We start from the raw sequence: 19,499 nt of genomic DNA on the forward strand, positions 1-19,499 counted from the left end.
TTCAAACTCACCAAAGCCTGAAGAATCAACGTAGGATCAGAGACAGTGAAGGTGTTTCTATTATCTTTTTGGATCACACCTAAAAGTATGAAACACCTTCACACCCCACCAAAGTCCGAAGAGCCCGAAATTGAAAAGCCTACGATTCGTCAAGGCCAGATTCACTTCGCCTACTGACCTGTAGTTTTAAAATCTTGCGGGACTGCCAGTCTTTTCTGGCAGTCACGCGGGGAAGCTGCTCATGTCTGCATCCTGGGTGATGTGGCATGTGCCTGGGCGGTATTTGGCCCCGTTTACGGTTTTATGACCCCGTACGTGGTGTGCGGAGGCACGTAGGTCTCCTCTTCACTACCTGCCGACTTTACTTGACTTGTTCTTCTCTTTTCGGGAACCATCCTCATTAATCTGATGAGCAATAACGCTTGCCCCAGAGGTGAGTAACGCGCGCTTCCAAGGGAGGACCCCCTCAATCTCAATCTGGATCGACATCGACAAAATCGTTCGGATGACAACGATGAGTCCCAAAATGAAAGCATCTTCTAGGGACGGTTTTGACGTGACTGTGCGAACCAAGTCCGCAGCAACGAGTATCTCAAGTCCTAACAGAATTGCGCCGCCGATGGTGGTCTTCAAGGTATGAAAGGCAGCGAGCGCCCCCTGCTTCGTAACTAGTTTATTGATACCCAAATAGGCTGCAATGATGAACCCGACAACCATTGCGATAGTGCCCAGCAGTTCAAAACCGGTGGCTATTACCACGAATGCGTCCTCTAAGAATTCCCCGTTCACACGGTCAATCCTAGAGTGAACAGTCTACTTTTGCAGGGTATCTGCAAGTTCTTTGTCCTCTAGAGCTGCGAGTTTGGTTCCTTCAACGTCCACATTGGGAAGAATCTTGTCTAACCAGCGGGGGATATACCAGGCCCATTTGCCCAGCAGCGACATCACAGCTGGAGTGAGTGTCATGCGCACGACGAAAGCATCAGCCAGTACTCCGATAGCCAGGCCGAACCCAAGCGGCCGCACCATGGTGAGGTGCGAGAAAACAAAGCCGGCAAAGACCGAAGCCATGATCAGTGCTGCTGCGGTAACTACCGGGCCAGATGCTCGGAATCCGCGACGAACTGCTCGCACAGGGGGTGCCCCGTGGGCGTGCGCCTCGCGCATCGCTGAGACCAGGAACACCTGGTAGTCCATTGCCAGTCCGAAAAGAATTCCAGTGAGCAATATGGGCAAGAAACTCAGAATTGGCCCAGGAGTGTGCACATCAAAGATATTTCCAAGCCATCCCCACTGATAGACGGCAACAGTTGTACCAAAAGCAGCAGCCAACGATAGTAAGAATCCTGCGGTTGCCAGGAGAGGGATGACGACTGAACGGAATACCAAGAGCAGGAGGATCAGTGACAGTCCGACGACGATGATGAGATAAGGTGTCAGTGCTTCGGTAACCTTTTGTGACACGTCAATTTGCATAGCAACTTGACCAGCTAAGTTGACCTCTGTGTTGGTTACTTCTTGTATCTGTGCAGTATTGTCGCGCAGAGTATGGACTAGGTTTTCTGTTTCGATCGAGGCGGGGCCACCAGTTGGCACGATCTGTAGTAGGCCTGCAGTGTTGTCGTCATTGAGTCCGGCTGGAAGTACTGCAACTACACCTTCAAGTGGTCGGATTTCATCGGCGACGTCCAGCATCGTGTTTGTTGCCTCGTCGGTACTTAGACCTTCTGGCAGGTCGACCATCGCCACCATGGGGCCGTTGTAACCACCGCCAAACCGTTCCGAGATGGTCTCGTATGCTCTCTGTGCGGTAGAACCGTAAGGCTCTTGACCGCCATCAGGCAGCGCGGTGCGCATGGACAATGTGGGAATGGCAAGCACACCAAGGAGTGCCACCGAGGCCAATGCTGCGATGGCTGGTTGGCGGGTGGTGAACGCTCCCCATCCCCGGTTGCGTGAGCGAGTTTCTTCTTCCTCAACGTCAATAGCACCACTGGCAACTGCCTCGGCATGAGCTTTCTCTTTGGCGTAAGCCCGTTTGGAAACGATCCGCTTACCGATGAATCCGAGCATTGCTGGCGTAAGAGTAATCGCCACCAGGACTGCTATTGCTATGGTCGCAGCAGCAGATAGACCGAGGATTGAAAGGAATGGCAATCCGGGCACAACGAGTGCTACCAGTGCAATGACCACTGTCAATCCTGCAAAGACGACGGCATTCCCTGAGGTGCCTATTGCTCGTCCAACGGATTCTTCAGGTTCCATTCCTTTGAGAAGCTGCTGGCGGTGACGGTGAACGATGAAAAGCGTGTAGTCGATTCCCACAGCTAATCCCAGCATCAGTGCCAAGATCGGGGTGATTGACATGACCTCAATGGCTGAGGACAGCGCTAAGGTCCCGCCGACGCCTACGCCGACGCCTACTAGTGCCATCAAAAGTGGCAGGCCTGCAGCAACGAGGGTTCCCATCATCACGAAGAGAACGACTGCGGCCAGAAGGAGACCAATGACTTCTCCAATACCGATCAGTCCGTCAAGGGTGGTAACGATCTCGGCGGAGTACATGACATTGATGCCGTCGGACTCAAGTGATGCTAGGTCGGCCATGAGTCCGTCGCGGCTTTCGTCTGAGAGTCCGCCCATGCCTGCATCGAAACTGAGCTGGGCGATTGCTGTGGTGCCGTCTTCTGAGACGAAACGCAATCCTTCGGTGGCCGAGGCGGTGCGCTCACCAAGAGCCAGTTGCTCGCGTCCCTCAGCTAGTTGTTTTTCACCGTCAGCTAGTTCTTTTTCTGCTTTGGGGATTTCTTTCTCACCCTTGGCAATGTCTTTCTTGCCTTGTTCTAGCTGGGTTTTGCCTTCTTCGTATTGTGCCCGACCCGCGTCCAATTCCGCTTGGCCTGCCTCTAGCTGAGCCCAGCCATCACTGAGCTGCACGGCTGCTGCATCGAGTTGTTGCTTGGCTGCGGCCAACTGTTCTTCACCCTGCGTGCTCTGTGCCCATCCGGCTGCGAGCTGTGCCTCAGAGGCGTCCAGCTGCTTTTTCCCCTCGGCTAGTTGTGCCTTCTGTGCTGGTAACGCGATTTTTGCCTGGTCGACTTCCTTGATGAGTCCGGTGAGTTCCTTTATGCCGCCTTCGGCCGCCTTGATTTTGTCTTTAAGTGTTTCAGGTGGTTCGCATAATTCGGGCGTAACGATCCCTGCTGCGCATCCCTGATAGAGTTTGAGGCCTTGTTTTGCCTTGTCCAACTCATTCTCAAGTGTTGCCCGTCGCTCAGGGAGCGCTGCTTCAGCAGCAGACAGTGCAGCTTCAACCTCCGAGTAGTTCGCGCCTACGTCAAATTCTTTTGCGGCGGCCGCCAGCCTTTCTTCGTACTGCTTCTTACCGGCGTCAAACTGAGCTTGCCCAGCAGCCAGTTGATCTTTCCCTGCCTGTAGTTCAGCCCAGCCCTGATTGTATTGGGCTAGTCCGGCATCGTATTCGGCTTGGCCTTGTTCAAGTTGGGTGCGTGCAGCATCCAACTCAGCCTGGCCTGACTCCAGCTGCTCTGCTGCAGCTTTGAGTCGGGGTTCATTTTCCGCGACCAACTTTTTGCCGGACTCTAGTTGCTTTTTGGCGTCCTCTAGTTGCTTCTTGCCGTCTTCCAGTTTCTTCGCATTCTTTTCGATCTCGGCTTTACCGTCAGCAACTTCGCTGGCTGCACTGTCGATTTGCTCTTGCTGCTCAAACGGGTCAATAGCGCTGGTTACGTTGTGTTTTCCTGGAAGCGACGCTAGAGCCGCGGAAATGGCTTTTTGCTGTTGGGCGGTAAGAGGTGTCCCGTCACTGCTCTCGAAAACCACCGACCCGGATACTTTGGCAGCGTCGGGAAATATCTCTTTCATGCGGTCCAGCGTGGCTTGCGTTTGCGTGCCTGGCAGGCGGAAATTCTCAGAGAAGGTTCCCATGAAAAGTGCGGCAGATGTACCGACGCCCAGAAGAATAACTATCCACGCGGCCAGAAACCATCTGCGTTGCCGATAAGCTAGTTTCCCCAGGCGGTATAAGAAAGATGCCATAATGATTCACATTCCTACTCGTGCTGCCGCGGTGGCAGTGATTTCAGCGCCTAGTAAAGTTGCGGATGCTCAAGTTACCATTCGTAAGTTACCATTAGTAGGATAGCAGTAGTGAATACCGCTGCGATAGGGGAGGTGAGTGAGGCCATATGAGTTCAGTAACACCGAGGTCGCGTCAGAGGATTCCTGCTTCGGCTCGGCACCAACAAATGCTCGATGTGGCAATAGATATGGCGCGCACTCAAGGGGTCACCTCTCTCACATTGGCGCGTGTAGCGGAGGCCAGTGGAGTTTCTAAACCTGTCGCGTATCAACACTTTGGGTCAATTGCCGGTCTGCTGCAGGAAATGTTCGAACAGGTGGGGGAAGAATATGAGCAGACCATCGCTGAAGCGATAGCCTATTCTGCGTATTCGGGAGCAAATCCGCTGGAGCTGCTGCGGTTGTTTTGCGAGGTGTACATTGACTGCAGTCTGGGGGCCGGCGCTCTCTACGACGAGCTTGGCTCGATGATCGTTGCTGTTGTGGAAGAGGACCGGTCAAGGCGGGTGGATATTGCAGAAAAATACGCACCCTTTGCGGTAGATATTTTCGGGATAGATGAGCGCACCGCATACAAACTCATGGTTGCCTTCTTGGGGGCAATCGATCGTACGTGTGAGGCAGTTATTTCTGGTCGCATTGAACGCGAAGAAGCGATTGAACTTCTTATGGGAATCTTTGTTCCTGCTGTGAGCCTGCCAGGCCAAAGCGACAACTAGGTTAGCGCCCCACTTCGGCAAGCGGGTCGCTAGTACTTGACGTGCTACATCACGATGTCGTCAACTAGCATGCGCATTGATGGTCCGACCTGTGCAGTGGGTGTCCCAATCCGGGCCAGCATGTGGATGGCGCCGTCGCCCCCAAAACTCTCGTGAATCTCTCGATAGCATTCGGATAGCTCAGGGTATTCTTGCAGTGCCTGGCTGAGAGGGTGCGTTGCCAACCCATGAACATTAGCGCTGAGAACCACCCGGGCGTATGTCATTCCTGCTTCCACCTGAGAGTGGCGGTCGTTGTTCTGGGTTGTTACCAAGACAAAAGCAGAGGTACCTTCCACATGCTCGACGGCTGACTCGCGGAACATCTTTGCCGCGGCCTCGCCCTGGCCCAGCCCCGGCAGTAGCGTGACTAGTGTCTGCATTGCGTGGCGGACCAGAGGATTCGCGTTCTGATCGCTTGCGGTAAAGCCCCACCGGTGGCGATTCTTCGCATACTCATTAGAGCGCAAGAGCGCGGACGCCTCGTCCATTGCTTCCTGTTTATCCGCCTCTATCATGGCGGCACTGAGTGCAATAGCTTGAAGATGAGCCACCTCATCTGGATTGTCAATCAGCCTGATCCGCGCCACAGAATTGCTGAGGTTTTCTATGGACGAGGCGACGGACGGGTCAATCGGAGTGTCCTTGTAAGGTGAGCGGTTCGTGTCAGGAATATAGAGTCCTTCGGCCAGAGAGGATTCTACCGGTACGGCCTCAACTAGTCTGATTCGTGCTATCGGCGTATTGGCAAGACTTTCAGAAAAGGCAGCTTCGTCGAGTTCTCCCCGGGGGAAGAGCTTTACCTGAACATCCCAACCGTGAGCAGCTCCGTATTCCTGCATATATCCCAGGAAGGTCCCTTGCGAGATCATAGCTTGGCGTCCCAGCGGATCTACCACAGGTGTGAGCCGCTCTGGATTTACATAGAGGTCGAAAGCGAGTGGATCGTTGTCATCAAGATCGATGCGCCACGGCTGAGTATTATGGCTGCTTCCGGCTAGAAGTCCCGCCGAGGCTACCTGCAATCGCGGGTCTGATGATTGCCCAGCATAGGATTTCTTCTACGGGTCCAAGTAGCTGCGCCCCAATTGAGCCCCGCTGATGAGCGCGCCAGCCGCGACTGCGCTAACCACGATCCCTCCGGTGACAAGAGCCACGGTTTTTCCGATCCGTCGACGTGGATGATGAGTAGGCATAGGTGCCTTTCTGGTTAGTTTTCTGTATGGAGGTAAAGTGGCGATTCGGTGAGCAATCCCAAGAGAATGCCGAACAGAGTTTCTTGATCCAGGTTGTGAGAAGCCTGCAGGTAGTGTGTCTTCCTCATTCCCACCCAGAGGGCCCCTTGAACGCTCACCCATAGGGTGGCTGCAGCAGCGTCTGGATCGAGATCGCGGCGAAATATGCCTTGTTGTTGTCCATCCGTGATGATCGAAACCAAAACGTCGTTGGCTCTATTACCCAGCAGGTACATTCGCCCAAGAATTGAATCAGGGGATTCACAGGCATCTTCTTGCGGTTGGTATTCAACGATGGTGCGGAAGTATTCGGGATAGTCATTGTGGAAGTCAAACAGTACGCGAGCTGCTCCCTGCAGGCGCATCAGGGGATTGGCGGCTTCGTTCGCACGTTCGGCCTCCTCTAACTTCTCCAGTAGCAACGTGAATCCGCGCAGCATCACCTCAGCAATCAGGTCATCTTTGCTGGAGAAATGGTGGTAAACAGTGCGCTTGCTACATCCCGCTTCTTTGGCGATGTCACTCATGGAACTTGATTCCACGCCGCCGCGCAAAAAGACAATTTCAGCCGCGTCAACCAGAAGTTCCTTGCGCGCCTGGTTGAGGCGGCTACTCAGTGCTTCGTTGTGCATAACCCCAGCATTGCACACCCGTGCAAGAGGCTGCTATAAGGGTTTCCCACGGTTAAAGCTCACTCAGCAAGTCAGGGGGATGCTCAAATACTCTGAAAGTGTGGGCTGGAGAGAAGCCTAATGCGTCTGTAGTGACTCAATGTGCACGGGGAAGCTCGTTGTGCATGGGCCCCGCGCACAACGAGCTTCCCCGTGCACATCGGGCAGGAGGAACACGAGTAGAGTAGGTGAGTTCTGCTCTTGCAAACCTCACGGACCGGAAGGTAGTCCGGTCGATCACCGCCCTTGGTGGTTCGTAGCCTCATAGAGGAAACCAGTCAAAGCAGGCATGTTTTTCATGCCCAGCTACGACGGAAGGTTCCGCTATGAAGTCTGCTTTCACACTATTCTTTGATGGCTCGCGGTGGGTGGGAGTGTACGAGGTCCACTATGCAGATGGCACCGTCCAAGCAGCACAACACATTTTTGGCATCGAACCTACTGATGCACAGTTGTGGCAGTGGATGGTCAATCACGGGGTGGAACTGATCGCCCGTGCCCATGATGCGCCGCGGATCAGCCCTCACGTCCGTGAGCGTTCGAAGCGAGCGCTCAATCCAAAGAAGTTAGCGCGTATTGCCGCTAAAGAAGCCGCCACGCCGAGGGCATCAACAGCCGCTCAAGAGGCACTAGCCGATGTCAGAGATGAACTGAAATGTCGCGCGAAAACGAAAAGATCACGCAGAAGGCAAGAGCAGGCAGAGCAGCGCTATCAAAAGCGGACTGCCAAACGCAAACAAAAACACCGCGGCCGTTAGCGGCGGATTACTTTCCCCGCATTTTTCTCAATGTGGGGAAGGCGCTCATTATGTGCAAAATCGTTTTCGGCTTCGTGGTACGACACTTCTCCCGATGTGCAGATTGGCCTATTCTCCTGTTTTGCGCCTTTGTGTGAGTTTCAAAGATCACGCAGTGAAGAAAATATTTTTGCTGAATGAGTTCTTCAGATTCTTTGAAAGCCAATACGTCAGACAGTACAAACCCGGACCACAACACTCAAGGGTGAGAACGTGCCTCTTTTTGCTATAGACGGTTATCACTTTGACGAGGTTTTGGCTTTGCCTAGGTATCTCTCTTGAGAGACTTCCCCGCTTACTATTTTTCGTTCACGGCATGTGCGTCAAAGAAATCAACAATCTTCTGTGCGCTTTCACCCATCATGGCAGCACCATGAGAGGCGTCGTCAAGAACTAGATAATCGCCGCCAATAGTCTCATGGGCGCGCTCTGCCCATGCTATAGGGGTGACAGTCTCATTGGAATGGCCAATGATGAGAAGTGGCACGTCATGGTTTTCTGCTGGAACTGCCACGGGCGCAAACGGCCACCCCGCACAGGCAGTAACCCCTGCGGCAACTCCACTGACAGGGTGAATTGGCCGGGCGAGCCCAGCATCGCCATACTGGTTTCCACGCCTGGTCATGTCGTCGATTTGCTGCTGTTCATCATCCGCGCCCTCATAAGAATTGCAGGTGTAAGCAGTGCGGGCAGCAATATTAAGGGGCATCAAGAGATTCGATGTGTCTATCGGTTGGTCGTCGCTTGCTGGTTGATCCTCAAGTGCTGGATCGGCAGATTCAGGCATGTCCAGTGGTGAATCCTCAATGTTCTCTTCACTATCAATTGCGCCATCTTCATTTTCTGCAGTGAACGTGAGTGTGGCTTCTAAAACATCGTCAAGAGTTTCTGTTGTCTGATGGCGGATATCCATGACAGAATCAAGAACCATGCCTGACACAGACTGGGGGAACATTGACTGGTAGGCAATGCCAAGTTCAGTTCCCCACGACGCACCGAAGAAACCGATCGTGTCCACTCCCAGAGCTTCGCGGATCCGATCAAGGTCGCGGGCTGCATTGGCTGTAGTAAGGCTTTGAGCCAACGCCTGGTCAACCTCTACACATGCTTTATTCGCATCAGCGGTGAGCTTCCAATACTCTTTGGCTACCGTCTGTGCTTCCGTGGGGTTTGTTGTGCTGTCGTTGGGGCCATCCAACTCTGCCAATGAAGGACAGTCCATACTGGTGGACCCACCTGTTCCCCGCACGTCCACGCCAATCAACGTGAAATTATCCGTGAGAGCTTTTGCATCTGAAGATGCAATGGCAGCAGGCATTGTTCGACCTTCTAATCCAGGCCCACCAGGATTAGTAAAAATGTATCCCTTGCTCTCTCCGGTAGGTTGCAGGGCTGCAATCGCCACCTCAACCTGGCGTCCATCCGGGTCATCGTAATCAAGGGGGACCGCCACCGTCGCGCACTGCATCCGGTCAGCAAAAGCCTCTAATTGTGAAGGTGCGCCTATGAGATCGTTGAGTGCTTTTTCGCTTTCTACCAGCTGATCACAGTTTTGCCACGCAATGGAAGAAGACGATGGTGTGCTGCCTGACGCACTGCCACTTTCAGCCAACTGTGGATTGACTGCGCTGCAGCCTGCCACCGTTGCGATTATGCCGATGCCTGTAAATATCATGAGTTTTCTCGATCGAATCATAGGTCAAGGATAGGAAGATTCTGGGTGCAAGGCATCCCCTAAAGGGATGGATTTTTGTCAGTCAAAAGGACTAGTGCGTGTGAGAGGCCGTCGGACGGCCAGTCGCACTTTTGTATATATGTGTTATGTTGTCTGTGTGAAAAATCAGAACAATGAACTAGCCCCAGTCGTTTCGACTCAGGTGCTGCGCGGCATGATGTGCCAGCGAATGTTCATGTCCTGTATGTGTTGTCGCTGATTGACTCATAAAAGAGACTCGCGACCTCTTCACTCAAACAAGCCTTAACCTGCACTTTACCTAGATAAGTGCGGATTGCTTTGCCCCTACGTAAGTGGGCTACTTTCCATAACTAATACACACATTGGCGCTAGGTGCGCTTATCAAAGGAAAAACAATGAAGAAAACCATACTGTACTCTGCCACCGCTATTGCAGCCTTAGCATTAGCTGGATGCTCCAGTTCGCAGGCGCAGCCAAACCAGTCAACAACTGAAGAACAGTCAAACAGCTCAGCCGAGGTGATCACCTTCGGAACCGAAGGAACCTATGCGCCCTTCACCTTCCATGACACCGAAAGCGGGGAACTGATCGGATATGACGTGGAAGTAGCTCAGGCTGTTGCAGCAAAACTTGGGGCAGAAGCCCAGTTCCACGAAGTGAAATGGGACGGGATCTTCGCGGGGCTTGAATCCGGACGCTATGACGTGGTGGCAAACCAGGTGGCGATCACCCCAGAACGTGAAGAAATCTATTCCTTCTCCGCCCCCTATGCTGTCTCTAACCCTGTTCTGATTGTTCCCGCGGATGACACCAGCATCACCAGCGTTGACTCCGTCAAGGGCAAGAAATCAGCGCAATCAGTGACCTCAAACTGGGCTGAACTTGCCCGTAACGCCGGTGCAGAAGTAGTGCCGGTGGATGGATTCACCGAGGCCGTGGCTGCGCTGCGTGATGGCCGGGTTGACGTGACCTTCAATGACAATCTGGCTGTACTTGAGTACTTCGCAACCACAGGTGATGACTCGGTCAAGGTCGGCGCGGAAGTCCCAGAAGACAAATCACGCCAAGGCTTCGCATTCCTCAAGGACTCCGAACTGGCCCCCAAGTTCACCCAGGCTTTGGAAGAACTCAAAGCCGACGGAACACTGGCCAAGATCGGTGAAAAATACTTTGGCACAGATATTTCGGAGTAACCGTGGATGCCTCCACTCTTGAACTGATAGGAACCTCTCTGGGGCCACTGGCCCAAGGAGCACTACTAGGAACCATTCCCCTCACGCTGATCTCCTTTGCGTTCGGCATGGTTTTGGCAGTCACTATTGCTCTCATGCGCATATCGTCCTCGCGTACTCTGAGGACGATAGCGAAAATCTATGTGTCACTGATTCGTGGCACCCCACTGCTGGTGCAGCTATTCATCATCTTCTATGCGCTGCCCACACTTGGACTAGTGATAGATCCGTTCACCTCGGCAGTAGTGGCATTTTCTCTCAACGTGGGAGGATACGCAGCGGAAGTTATTCGTGCCGCGATTCTAGCCGTCCCGCAAGGCCAATGGGAAGCGGCCGAAGTAGTGGGTCTAAGCTACGCAAAGACCCTCAAACGCGTCATATTGCCGCAGGCACTACGAATCGCTGTCCCACCCCTGTCGAACACCTTTATTTCTTTGGTGAAAGAGACGTCTCTCGCCTCGTCCATCATGGTGGTTGAACTGCTACGCAAAGCCCAAGAGATCGCCGCTCCCACATTCCAGTTCTTGGCGCTCTACGTACTTGCAGCTTTGTACTACTGGGTGATCTGCTCGGTCCTGTCAGTTATTCAAGGATTATTGGAGGACCGCCTACAGCGGGCCTACGTGTCGGAAGGAGCGCGCAATGTCTTTGCCTAATCTACTCACCGTGAGAAATCTTCATAAAGCTTACGGTCCAAAAAAGGTTCTCAAAGGCGTCGATTTAGATGTGCCAGCGGGAACGGTCACCGCAATGATTGGGCCATCGGGTTCAGGGAAGACCACGTTTCTTCGCTCGCTCAACGCTTTAGAAATACCCGAATTGGGAATTGTCTCAATCGACCAGGTGAGTGTCGATTATGGGGCGTCGCCAAAGAAACCCGCATTGCGTCAGCTTCGAGCCCAGTCTGGAATGGTCTTTCAGTCACACAATCTCTTCCCTCATCGCACTGTATTAGAGAACATTATTGAAGGGCCCGTTTACGCTAAGGGAATCGACAAGACTAACGCAACTGAGCAAGCCCACGAATACCTCAAGCAAGTGGGATTGTCTGAGTTTGCTGACCGCTATCCAGGCCAACTCTCAGGTGGTCAACAGCAGCGGGTTGGTATCGCCAGGGCTTTAGCACTTGAGCCGAAGTTACTTCTTTTTGACGAACCAACATCAGCGCTTGACCCAGAGACTGTTGGTGACGTTCTTGGCGTTATGCGTGACTTAGCGGAGCAAGGGTGGACCATCGTGGTGGTCACCCACGAAATAGCGTTCGCAAGGGATATTGCCGACCAGGTCCTCTTCTTGGACGAGGGAGTCGTTGCCGAGAGGGGCAGCGCCGCTGACGTTCTTGACACCCCATCAAACCCGCGCACCCGGCAGTTCTTGGGCCGCGTGCTCGACCGCATTTAACACAAAGGATCACTATTTATGTCAGTCGATCATTCAGGATTCTCCACGCAGGCCATTCATGTGGGAAATGAGCCGGACCGCATCACTGGGGACATTATTCCCCCCGTACATATTGCCTCCACTTTCGTCATGGACGGGGTGGGAATTCTACGAGCAGGCTACGACTACGGCCGGGGCACCAACCCGACCCGCGACGCCTACCAGGTGACTTTGGGTGCGTTAGAAGGCGGGGAGGCGGTGGCATTCCCCGCCGGACTTAGCGCTGAAGATACCCTACTGAGGGTGCTTTCGCGGCCGGGAGATCACCTAACCTTCTCTTCCGATGTGTATGGAGGAACCTACCGGCTTTTCACTAGAATCCATGCAGCTGAGGGAAGAAAATGGAGTGAAGTAGACGCTGGGGACCTCGCCGCTGTTGAACAGGACCTGGCAGCAAATAGGCCCCGAGTGCTATGGGTAGAGACTCCCTCCAATCCTCTCCTTGACGTCTACGACATTGCGGCGTTGGCGCAGTTGGCACATGCTTATGGCGCGCTCTTAGTTGTTGACAACACCTTCGCCTCCCCCTACCTGCAACGCCCACTGGCTTTGGGCGCCGACGCGGTTATCCACTCGACCACCAAATACATTGGTGGGCATTCCGACTTGGTGGGCGGTGCCGCTATCGTCGCCTCGGATTTAGTGGTGCCAGAGGGGATAGAACCATGGACGGACAATGGGTTGGTCAGTGAAGAACTGGTCCTACTGCAAACAGCAACGGGGGCCATCCCCTCACCAGAAGATTCCTATAAGGCGGCTCGGGGACTCAAAACCCTGGCCGTGAGGGTGGACAGGCAAAGCCGCAGTGCCCTAGAAATAGCTCAATTCTTAGAGGTTGATCCGCGGGTCAAAACCGTCAACTATCCGGGTCTTCCCAGTCACAGGGGACACCAGTTGGCACTCTCACAGATGAGCGGCGGCTTTGGTGGGGTTCTCTCTTTCACGGTCGCTACCCCCGAAGACGCCATCAGGGTGTGTGAGTCGACGCAGACGTTCAGTTTGGCTGTTTCTCTAGGTGCCGTGGAGTCTCTCATCGAATATCCAGCCGCCATGACCCATGGAACCAAAGAAGGATCGGCCACCGCCGTTGACCCCACCCTGGTTCGGCTCTCTGTGGGATTGGAAGATGTCGAAGACTTGATTGCCGATGTAGATCGAGCTTTGGGCTAGAACCAGATACGGCTGATGTGAGAGTCTTTGCCTTGAGAGCGTAGGTACCTTTCGAAATCTTCTGCCCAGGCTTCATGTGACTCACGTTGGAACTGAGTGATTTCCGTAGCCGACATACCTTGCAGTTGTGGGTGTTGCTGCATTATTCGAGCCATGAGTGCCAAGGTCATTGCCACATCAGCGTCAGCATTGTGAGCGTTGGCGGAGATCTCAACCCCATAAGCCATGCACAGGTCTGAGAGAGTTCTGCGTCCCTTGCGAAACCGCACCAGTGCGCGATCTAGCACCAGAGGGTCCAAGACCGGGGCGATAGTACCTACTCTTTGTGACAGGGGTGCCACTCCGTTGCGGCGTGAGTCAGCCTCAAGCAACGTCAGGTCGTAGCCAGCATTGAAAATAACAACCGCTGCATTCTGGGAGAGGTGCTGCGCCAAAGCGTCGTTGATTTCATTGAGCGCAGTTGCCGGGTCTGCACCATGTTCATGAGCATACTCGGTTGTGATCCCATGGACGGCGGTGGCTCTATCTGGAATAGGAACCCCTGGGTTGACCAGCCAGGTTTGCGCCGTCCCTAAAGTGCCGTCGGTCCACGACGTGATTGCTGCGGTCACTAGCCGGTCCTGGGTTGGGGAGATGCCGGTGGTTTCTGTGTCAAACCCAATCCACGGTTTGCTGATCCAAGACTCAGAACTTTGTATTTCGCTCATAAGAACATTGTGCCGTATCGCTCCGACATGTCTGAGGTGATGGGTACCATAGAGAAATGAGTAGTGAGGTAGAGATTGGTCGAGGCAAGCGTGGACGCCGTGCCTATTCCCTTGACGACATTGCCCTGATCCCAGCTAGGCGAACTCGTGACACTGAAGATGTCAACGTGTCATGGCAAATCGACGCATTCCACGTGGATGTGCCAGTAATGGCGGCGCCCATGGATTCGGTGATGAGCCCGCAAACGGCCATCGAATTCGGGCGCCTTGGTGGCATTGGCGTATTGGATTTGGACGGTTTGTGGACTCGTTATGCGGATCCAATGCCATTGTTGCAAGAGATTGGTGAGCTCCCCGCGGATTCGTCAATAGCGCGTTTGCAGCAGATTTACTCTGAGCCGATCAAAGAAGAGCTCATTTTTGAGCGCCTCAATGAGATTCGTCAGGCTGGAGTGGTCGTTTCGGGTCGTCTTTCTCCCCAAAGAACGCAGCGCTACTGGCGTGCGGTCGTTGAGGCTGGCGTTGACCTCTTCGTCATCCGCGGTACCACGGTCTCTGCTGAGCATGTTTCTAGCCGGGCAGAACCTCTCAATCTCAAACGCTTCATCTATGAGTTGGATGTGCCTGTAATCGTAGGGGGAGTGGCAACATATACCGCCGCCTTACATTTGATGCGCACAGGTGCAACAGGAGTGTTGGTGGGGTTTGGTGGCGGAGCTGCCCACTCCACCAGACAGTCGTTGGGCATCCATGCCCCCATGGCAACAGCAATTGCTGACGTTGCGGCGGCAAGACGGGACTACATGGATGAGTCTGGAGGTCGCTACGTTCACGTTATTGCTGATGGCAGTGTTGGCAAGTCAGGGTCGATGATCAAAGCTATTGCCTGCGGGGCTGATGCTGTCATGCTTGGTGCGGCTCTTGCCCGCGCAAGTGAGGTGCCCGGACAGGGATGGCATTGGGGTTCAGAAGCAACCCACCCAGAGATGCCCCGCGGTCACCGTGCCCATGTGGGAACAGTCGGAACGCTAGAACAAATCCTTTACGGGCCTTCAGCTAGGGACGATGGTCACTTGAACTTCATAGGTGCGCTCAAACGCACAATGGCAACCACCGGATATAGCGAGGTTAAAGACCTTCAACGTGTCGAGGTCGTCGTCGCGCCCTACCAACCGGCCTAGAATAGACCAAGGAAACCCCAAACGTGAGGATACCTGAGCGAAGGAGCAACATGACCGAGTACCGCGTCGAGCACGACACCATGGGTGAAGTTCGAGTCCCGAAGGATGCGCTATACGCTGCGCAGACTCAACGGGCTGTGGAAAACTTCCCCATCTCTGGCGAAACCCTCTCTGCCCATCACATTGCAGCTTTAGGTCAAATCAAACGGGCAGCTGCTTTGGCCAACGTTGAACTGGGGGTCATTGACGCAGCCACTTCAGAGGCAATCGTCTCAGCAGCAGACGAAGTCATCGACGGCAAACATGACAAAGAATTCCCCATCGACATCTTCCAAACCGGTTCTGGAACATCGTCGAATATGAATACCAATGAGGTTGTCGCTACGCTGGCTTCGGCTCGCACCAAGGGCGAGAAGGTTCACCCCAACGATCATGTGAATGCTTCACAATCATCCAACGACGTATTCCCATCGTCCATTCATATTGCTGCCTACCAGGCTGTGGAAGAGGTATTGCTTCCAGGACTGCGTAAACTAGCTGAATCTTTGGATAAGAAGGCAGTGGAGTTCGCCGATATTGTGAAGTCGGGACGTACCCACCTGATGGATGCTACCCCTATTACTCTTGGACAAGAGTTCTCAGGGTACGCGCAGCAAATCAAATACGGGATTGACCGTATTCAAGGCGCGCTACCTCGCCTGGCTGAGTTGCCTTTAGGTGGCACTGCTGTTGGTACTGGCATCAACACTCCCGAAGGGTTCTCTGCCCGGGTCATTGAGCTGATTGCTGAGAACACCGGACTACCGTTCGTTGAGGCCCCCAACCACTTTGAGGCACAGGCTGCTCAAGACTCACTTGTTGAACTGTCCGGCGCCATCCGCACGGTTGCAGTCTCCCTGGTGAAGATTGCCAACGACCTGCGCTGGATGGGTTCAGGCCCACGCACTGGCATTGGCGAAATCGCCCTACCTGACTTACAGCCTGGCTCTTCCATCATGCCTGGAAAGGTCAACCCAGTGCTGCCAGAAGCCACAGTGCAGGTAGCCGCACAGGTGATTGGCAATGACGCGGCTATTGCTTTTGCTGGAGCTCAAGGTAACTTTGACCTGCTGGTGATGTTGCCGGTGATGGCTGCTAACCTGCTGCAATCCATCAACATTGTTGGCAACGTGACAGCAACCCTTGCTGATCGCTGCATCGACGGTATTGTCGCAAACCGTGAAGCATGCCTGCGTTATGCAGAGTCGTCGCCTTCGATCGTCACACCGCTCAATCGTCTGATTGGTTATGAGAATGCTGCCAAGATTGCGAAGCACTCGGTCAAGAAAGACATGACAGTGCGTGAAGCTGTTGAAGATCTTGGCTTTGTTGAGCGTGGAGAGGTCACTCCTGAGCAGCTTGATGCCGCCTTGGACGTGATGTCGATGACCACTCCAGCAAAGAAGTAGTATCCTCGTAAACTTCCCAATCATCCCCGGCGGCAGTGTATTCTGCCCCGGGGATTTTGGATAGATAGGTGTTTACAAACCAAGGTTCACGTGTTCTGGTGACCTCACATACGTAATCCTGGTTCTCGGAATTGTCAGAACTCAATGCCACTATATGAACCTCCTTGTATTCGTTAGGCTCCTTACACGGGGGCAGAGTATGCAACGATCACGGCGAAAGGGCAGATTACACTGCCGGTCTCTGTTCGCCGTGCCTTGGGCTTGCAGGCAGGCCAAAAGGTCTCTGTGAAAGTTTCGGACAACGTTGTGGTTATTGAAAGAGCAGCCGACATATCCACGGTGCGAAGCCGATTGCGTGAAGAGGTACAAAGTAGTGGTACGTGCGGACATATTCCCACTTCGGGTGAAGTGTGGGAGGCAAGAGCCGAGGACTACCGTGGTGATGCTTGATACGAATGTCATGCTCCCCTGGTTGCTTGATGACGTTCCCGAACAAACGAAAGCAGTCGATCATCTTTTTGCTACGTCGACAGAGATGGTTGTACCTGACGTCGCATTGATAGAGGTTGTTTTTGTCTTGGAACGAGTGATGATGATTTCTCGGCCCACAATTGTTGCGGCAATTCGTTCTCTTATTGGTCTAGCAAACGTCAGAATGGATAGACGTCTATGAGCCGCGCCCCTCAGCGAGTACCAGCTTCTTCCAAAGCTCTCGATTGCTGATGTGTTTTTGGCTAAGCAAGCAGAGAAGAGCGGAGAAACTCCACTAGCGACATTTGACCGGAAGCTTGCCCACCAAATGAACTCTGCTGTGCTTGTAGGGGACTACCTCTCAACACTCATTGAGCTCTGAATCTGCATACTCCGTTAAAGGTCTACATCAAGATTGCCGGTTTCGCCGCGACGAAAGCCAGACGATTGCTGCGACCAAAACTAGTCCCACCACGGTCACAGTAATAATGTAACCGGGAGTTCCAATCTCAGAATAGAAGGCAGCGATACCCAGAGCTAATGCCTGCAAGAGAGATACCCCCGCTCCGATCCAATAGTAGAGGGAAACGCGCCCCTCAGAGCGGGTTGCTAGAGCCCAGAAAACCCCACATGCCAAGGCAAAAAGAGCTCCGAAGATGATCGCAACAATGCTCACTTGGCCTCCAACTCTTCAATTTCAGCCAGCCACATGCGTGAAAGAGCATCAGAAGGCATCCGCCAATCCCCACGAGGTGAAAGAGCCCCACCCCCCATAAGCTTAGGACCGTTAGGGATCGCCGTGCGTTTGAACTGATTGGCGAAGAAACGCTGGTGGAATACGCGAAGCCAATGAATAATGTCTTCACGGGAATACTCTGGCCACGCGTGTTGCGCCAGGAAAGCAATCTTTCGTGGCCCAGCCCCGTGACGAAGCAAGTAGTAGAGGGTGAAATCTTGCAGTTCGTAGGGGCCAATAACGGCCTGCGTTGACTGCATGGACGCCCCTGGAACCAGCTCCGGAGAAATCTCTGTATCGAGAATATCCTCAAGCACCTCAGACAATTCTGGAGTTCGGTGCGTCGCTACCCACCGAATCAAATGTTGGATCATCGTCTTGGGAAGCCCAGAGTTCACCGCATAGTGGCTCATCTGATCGCCAACTCCGTAGGTGCACCACCCTAAAGCCAATTCGGACAGGTCCCCGGTTCCCACCACAATCCCACCTTCTTGGTTGGCGAGGCGGAAAAGATAGTCTGTACGTAAACCAGCCTGAACATTTTCAAAAGTGACGTCATATTCATCTTCAGCATGCCCCAGGGTCTGAAGCATCTGGGTTGCGGTGGGACGAATGTCGATTTCTTTGAACGTCGCGCCGATAGCAACAGCAAGTTCTTCAGCATTTGAGCGAGTACGCGAGGACGTGCCAAAACCTGGCATCGTGTAGGCCAAAATGTCAGAGCGGGGTCTGCCCAATGAATCCATTGCCTGAGCACACACCAGCAGCGCTTGAGTGGAATCTAAACCTCCGGAAACACCGATGACCAGTTTGGGAGTGCCGATTGATTCCATTCGACGCGCCAAAGCAGAAACCTGAATGTTGAAAGCCTCGTAACAGTCATCATCAAGGCGCGCTGCATCATCAGGAACAAATGGGAAGCGAGCCACCTCCCTGCGCAACGTTGCTGCTGGAGGCTCACCGAAGGCAACCTCAATGCGTGCGATGGTGCTATCAGCGTGGATGCGCGCAGCGTTGTCACCAAAAGTACCTTGCTGTATGCGTTCACGCAGCAACGAGTCCACGTCGACGTCGGCAGTGGTCATCACTGTTTCGCGGGAAAATCGCGGAGATGACGCAAGGTGAGTTCCTGCCTCGTAAATCACAGACTGCCCATCCCACGACAGGTCGTTGGAGGATTCACCATAGCTGGCGGCACAATAAATGTACGCAGCACAACTGGTCATTGATTGGGCTTTCACTAAGTCTTCGCGCTTGCGGGCGCGGCCTACGGTGATGGGAGAAGCCGAAAGGTTCGCTAAGACAGTTGCGCCAGCCATTGCCGCAAATGAGGAAGGGGGAGTCGGGACCCACAGGTCTTCGCAAATCTCAGCGCTAACGGCAAACCCTGGAATGTCCTGGGCCGCGACAACTACCGGTCCCACTGGAATGCCATCAATGAAAGTAGGCTCGGGGAGAGTGTGAAAATAGCGTTTTTCGTAAAACTCGCGGTAGGTGGGCAGGTAGGTTTTCGGAGTAATCGCAAGGATACTGCCCCGGTGAATAAACACGGCACAGTTATAGAGGCACTGATCTATTACTAGTGGTGCGCCCACTAGCAACAACGGGAATAGCTCACGTGAAGCTTTTACAACCGTGTCAAGAGCGCCCCTCACACCAGTCAACAGCGTGTCTTGGAGGACTAGGTCATCAAGAGAATAGCCCGAAAGGCTCAATTCTGGGAATACAACAACGGCAGCGCCATCGTCATGGGCTGCGCGGGCAGCCGCAATAATTCTATCGGCATTTGTGGCCGGATCGGCCAAAGCAACCGGAAGTGATACCGCGGCTACGCGCGCAAAACCATGAGAATACAT

General features: G+C 53.6%; 19 protein-coding genes. 10 read left to right on the forward strand and 9 right to left on the reverse strand.

What is annotated here, in order from left to right; all coding sequences use genetic code 11:
* Positions 1-348: 348 nt before the first annotated feature.
* A complete protein-coding gene (locus FYJ24_RS10835) occupies positions 349-789 on the reverse strand; it encodes a DUF1622 domain-containing protein (RefSeq protein WP_206192670.1) in 441 nt (146 codons plus the stop codon).
* A 24-nt stretch (positions 790-813) separates the two neighbouring features.
* A complete protein-coding gene (locus FYJ24_RS10840) occupies positions 814-4,059 on the reverse strand; it encodes an MMPL family transporter (RefSeq protein WP_154546302.1) in 3,246 nt (1,081 codons plus the stop codon).
* Positions 4,060-4,208: 149 nt separating this feature from the next.
* Between FYJ24_RS10840 and FYJ24_RS10845 the strand changes: the two genes are divergently transcribed.
* Positions 4,209-4,820, forward strand: a complete 612-nt coding sequence (locus FYJ24_RS10845) for a TetR/AcrR family transcriptional regulator (RefSeq protein WP_154546304.1) — start codon at positions 4,209-4,211, stop codon at positions 4,818-4,820.
* A gap of 44 nt (positions 4,821-4,864) precedes the next feature.
* Here the strand turns inward: FYJ24_RS10845 and FYJ24_RS10850 are convergent, their stop codons facing one another.
* The 3 genes from FYJ24_RS10850 to FYJ24_RS10855 are packed head-to-tail and all read right to left on the reverse strand — an operon-like array spanning position 4,865 to position 6,726.
* Positions 4,865-5,884, reverse strand: coding sequence for an Acg family FMN-binding oxidoreductase (locus FYJ24_RS10850; RefSeq protein ID WP_154546306.1), 1,020 nt, complete (start codon positions 5,882-5,884; stop codon positions 4,865-4,867).
* Between the two features lie 36 nt (positions 5,885-5,920).
* Positions 5,921-6,055 carry a hypothetical protein gene (locus FYJ24_RS13220; RefSeq protein WP_263970236.1) on the reverse strand — a complete coding sequence of 45 codons (135 nt, stop codon included), beginning with the start codon at positions 6,053-6,055 and terminating at the stop codon, positions 5,921-5,923.
* 14 nt (positions 6,056-6,069) lie between these two features.
* A complete protein-coding gene (locus FYJ24_RS10855) occupies positions 6,070-6,726 on the reverse strand; it encodes a TetR/AcrR family transcriptional regulator (RefSeq protein WP_154546308.1) in 657 nt (218 codons plus the stop codon).
* 365 nt (positions 6,727-7,091) lie between these two features.
* On the opposite strand from FYJ24_RS10855, the gene FYJ24_RS10860 reads away from it, so the two are divergent.
* Entirely contained in the window at positions 7,092-7,523 is a 432-nt protein-coding gene (locus FYJ24_RS10860) for a YjdF family protein (RefSeq protein WP_154546310.1), read from the forward strand.
* 337 nt (positions 7,524-7,860) lie between these two features.
* Here the strand turns inward: FYJ24_RS10860 and FYJ24_RS10865 are convergent, their stop codons facing one another.
* A complete protein-coding gene (locus FYJ24_RS10865; RefSeq protein WP_154546312.1) occupies positions 7,861-9,258 on the reverse strand; it encodes an alpha/beta fold hydrolase in 1,398 nt (465 codons plus the stop codon).
* A gap of 395 nt (positions 9,259-9,653) precedes the next feature.
* On the opposite strand from FYJ24_RS10865, the gene FYJ24_RS10870 reads away from it, so the two are divergent.
* The 4 genes from FYJ24_RS10870 to FYJ24_RS10885 are packed head-to-tail and all read left to right on the forward strand — an operon-like array spanning position 9,654 to position 13,100.
* A complete protein-coding gene (locus FYJ24_RS10870; RefSeq protein ID WP_154546314.1) occupies positions 9,654-10,451 on the forward strand; it encodes a transporter substrate-binding domain-containing protein in 798 nt (265 codons plus the stop codon).
* Between the two features lie 2 nt (positions 10,452-10,453).
* Complete coding sequence (locus FYJ24_RS10875; protein WP_318656670.1) at positions 10,454-11,146, forward strand: amino acid ABC transporter permease; 693 nt, start codon at positions 10,454-10,456, stop codon at positions 11,144-11,146.
* Positions 11,133-11,891: an amino acid ABC transporter ATP-binding protein gene (locus tag FYJ24_RS10880; protein WP_154546316.1), complete on the forward strand. Its 759-nt coding sequence runs from the start codon at positions 11,133-11,135 to the stop codon at positions 11,889-11,891. Before FYJ24_RS10875 ends, FYJ24_RS10880 begins: the two co-directional genes overlap by 14 nt.
* An 18-nt stretch (positions 11,892-11,909) precedes the next feature.
* Positions 11,910-13,100, forward strand: a complete 1,191-nt coding sequence (locus FYJ24_RS10885) for an aminotransferase class I/II-fold pyridoxal phosphate-dependent enzyme (protein WP_154546318.1) — start codon at positions 11,910-11,912, stop codon at positions 13,098-13,100.
* On the opposite strand, the gene FYJ24_RS10890 is transcribed toward FYJ24_RS10885, so the two are convergent.
* Positions 13,097-13,807, reverse strand: a complete 711-nt coding sequence (locus FYJ24_RS10890) for an exonuclease domain-containing protein (RefSeq protein ID WP_154546320.1) — start codon at positions 13,805-13,807, stop codon at positions 13,097-13,099. The two genes, FYJ24_RS10885 and FYJ24_RS10890, sit on opposite strands and share 4 nt — an antisense overlap.
* A 56-nt stretch (positions 13,808-13,863) precedes the next feature.
* On the opposite strand from FYJ24_RS10890, the gene FYJ24_RS10895 reads away from it, so the two are divergent.
* The 4 genes from FYJ24_RS10895 to FYJ24_RS10910 all read left to right on the forward strand — a co-directional run bounded on the left by FYJ24_RS10895 (position 13,864) and on the right by FYJ24_RS10910 (position 17,109).
* On the forward strand, positions 13,864-14,988 hold the full coding sequence (locus FYJ24_RS10895; RefSeq protein WP_154546322.1) for a GuaB3 family IMP dehydrogenase-related protein: 1,125 nt from the start codon (positions 13,864-13,866) through the stop codon (positions 14,986-14,988).
* 50 nt (positions 14,989-15,038) lie between these two features.
* Positions 15,039-16,436, forward strand: coding sequence for a class II fumarate hydratase (locus FYJ24_RS10900; RefSeq protein WP_154546324.1), 1,398 nt, complete (start codon positions 15,039-15,041; stop codon positions 16,434-16,436).
* Positions 16,437-16,643: 207 nt separating this feature from the next.
* Positions 16,644-16,886, forward strand: a complete 243-nt coding sequence (locus FYJ24_RS10905) for an AbrB/MazE/SpoVT family DNA-binding domain-containing protein (protein ID WP_318656677.1) — start codon at positions 16,644-16,646, stop codon at positions 16,884-16,886.
* Complete coding sequence (locus FYJ24_RS10910) at positions 16,879-17,109, forward strand: PIN domain-containing protein (protein ID WP_154546328.1); 231 nt, start codon at positions 16,879-16,881, stop codon at positions 17,107-17,109. Before FYJ24_RS10905 ends, FYJ24_RS10910 begins: the two co-directional genes overlap by 8 nt.
* 207 nt (positions 17,110-17,316) lie before the next feature.
* Here the strand turns inward: FYJ24_RS10910 and FYJ24_RS10915 are convergent, their stop codons facing one another.
* Together FYJ24_RS10915 and FYJ24_RS10920 are read right to left on the reverse strand one after the other, a co-directional pair.
* The gene (locus FYJ24_RS10915; RefSeq protein WP_154546330.1) at positions 17,317-17,583 is read right to left on the reverse strand and encodes a hypothetical protein; all 267 of its coding nucleotides are present in this window, start codon (positions 17,581-17,583) and stop codon (positions 17,317-17,319) included.
* Entirely contained in the window at positions 17,580-19,499 is a 1,920-nt protein-coding gene (locus FYJ24_RS10920) for an NAD(+) synthase (protein ID WP_154546332.1), read from the reverse strand. Before FYJ24_RS10920 ends, FYJ24_RS10915 begins: the two co-directional genes overlap by 4 nt.

Source organism: Scrofimicrobium canadense (assembly GCF_009696615.1).
GTDB classification, from domain to species: Bacteria; Actinomycetota; Actinomycetes; order Actinomycetales; family Actinomycetaceae; genus Scrofimicrobium; species Scrofimicrobium canadense.

What these genes read in the sequence shown, in the direction of transcription:
- FYJ24_RS10870 (WP_154546314.1), top strand. Translation starts at nt 9,654, where the DNA reads ATGAAGAAAACCATACTGTACTCTGCCACCGCTATTGCAGCCTTAGCA.
- FYJ24_RS10895 (WP_154546322.1), top strand. Translation starts at nt 13,864, where the DNA reads ATGAGTAGTGAGGTAGAGATTGGTCGAGGCAAGCGTGGACGCCGTGCC.
- FYJ24_RS10865 (WP_154546312.1), bottom strand. Translation starts at nt 9,258, where the DNA reads ATGATTCGATCGAGAAAACTCATGATATTTACAGGCATCGGCATAATC.
- FYJ24_RS10885 (WP_154546318.1), top strand. Translation starts at nt 11,910, where the DNA reads ATGTCAGTCGATCATTCAGGATTCTCCACGCAGGCCATTCATGTGGGA.
- FYJ24_RS10860 (WP_154546310.1), top strand. Translation starts at nt 7,092, where the DNA reads ATGAAGTCTGCTTTCACACTATTCTTTGATGGCTCGCGGTGGGTGGGA.
- FYJ24_RS10845 (WP_154546304.1), top strand. Translation starts at nt 4,209, where the DNA reads ATGAGTTCAGTAACACCGAGGTCGCGTCAGAGGATTCCTGCTTCGGCT.
- FYJ24_RS10920 (WP_154546332.1), bottom strand. Translation starts at nt 19,499, where the DNA reads ATGTATTCTCATGGTTTTGCGCGCGTAGCCGCGGTATCACTTCCGGTT.
- FYJ24_RS10855 (WP_154546308.1), bottom strand. Translation starts at nt 6,726, where the DNA reads ATGCACAACGAAGCACTGAGTAGCCGCCTCAACCAGGCGCGCAAGGAA.
- FYJ24_RS10910 (WP_154546328.1), top strand. Translation starts at nt 16,879, where the DNA reads ATGCTTGATACGAATGTCATGCTCCCCTGGTTGCTTGATGACGTTCCC.
- FYJ24_RS10900 (WP_154546324.1), top strand. Translation starts at nt 15,039, where the DNA reads ATGACCGAGTACCGCGTCGAGCACGACACCATGGGTGAAGTTCGAGTC.
- FYJ24_RS10840 (WP_154546302.1), bottom strand. Translation starts at nt 4,059, where the DNA reads ATGGCATCTTTCTTATACCGCCTGGGGAAACTAGCTTATCGGCAACGC.
- FYJ24_RS10890 (WP_154546320.1), bottom strand. Translation starts at nt 13,807, where the DNA reads ATGAGCGAAATACAAAGTTCTGAGTCTTGGATCAGCAAACCGTGGATT.
- FYJ24_RS10880 (WP_154546316.1), top strand. Translation starts at nt 11,133, where the DNA reads ATGTCTTTGCCTAATCTACTCACCGTGAGAAATCTTCATAAAGCTTAC.
- FYJ24_RS13220 (WP_263970236.1), bottom strand. Translation starts at nt 6,055, where the DNA reads ATGCCTACTCATCATCCACGTCGACGGATCGGAAAAACCGTGGCTCTT.